Here is a 645-nt window from a genome sequence, read left to right on the forward strand (position 1 = left end):
CTCCCCACCCCCGGTCACCCCCCTCGACGTAGGCTTGGCCGCATACCCCTTTTCACCTCCGGAGCACCTTTTTCGTGAGCGAGCAGTCGCGGCGCGGTCATAAGCCCGCCAAGCCCTATCGGCGTCCCAAGAAGGACCCCGTCCGCATTCTGGCCTTCGAGGCGCTGCGGGCGGTGGACGAGCGGGACGCGTACGCCAACCTCGTGCTGCCCCCGCTGCTGAGGAAGGCGCGGGAGAAGGACGACTTCGACGCGCGGGACGCCGCGCTCGCGACCGAGCTGGTGTACGGGACGCTGCGCAGGCAGGGCACGTACGACGCCGTGATCGCCGCGTGTGTGGACCGGCCGCTGCGCGAGGTCGACCCGCCGGTGCTTGACGTGCTGAGCCTCGGCGCGCACCAGCTGCTCGGGACCCGGATCCCGACGCATGCCGCGGTGTCCGCCACCGTGGAACTCGCCCGGGTCGTGCTGGGCGACGGGCGGGCCAAGTTCGTCAACGCGGTGCTGCGCAAGATCGCCCAGAACGATCTCGACGGCTGGATCGAGAAGGTCGCGCCGCCCTACGACGAGGACCCCGAGGACCACCTCGCCGTCGTGCACTCCCATCCCCGCTGGGTCGTCTCCGCGCTGTGGGACTCCCTGGGCG

The 645-nt window shown here is 71.0% G+C and carries 1 protein-coding gene; it reads left to right on the forward strand.

What is annotated here, in order from left to right:
- Positions 1-74: 74 nt before the first annotated feature.
- Positions 75-645 (forward strand): transcription antitermination factor NusB (locus CCN72_RS40900; protein ID WP_425276185.1); only part of this gene is annotated, 571 nt, incomplete at its 3' end.

Origin of the sequence: Streptomyces murinus (assembly GCF_002154555.1) — a bacterium.
GTDB classification, from domain to species: domain Bacteria; phylum Actinomycetota; class Actinomycetes; order Streptomycetales; family Streptomycetaceae; genus Streptomyces; species Streptomyces murinus.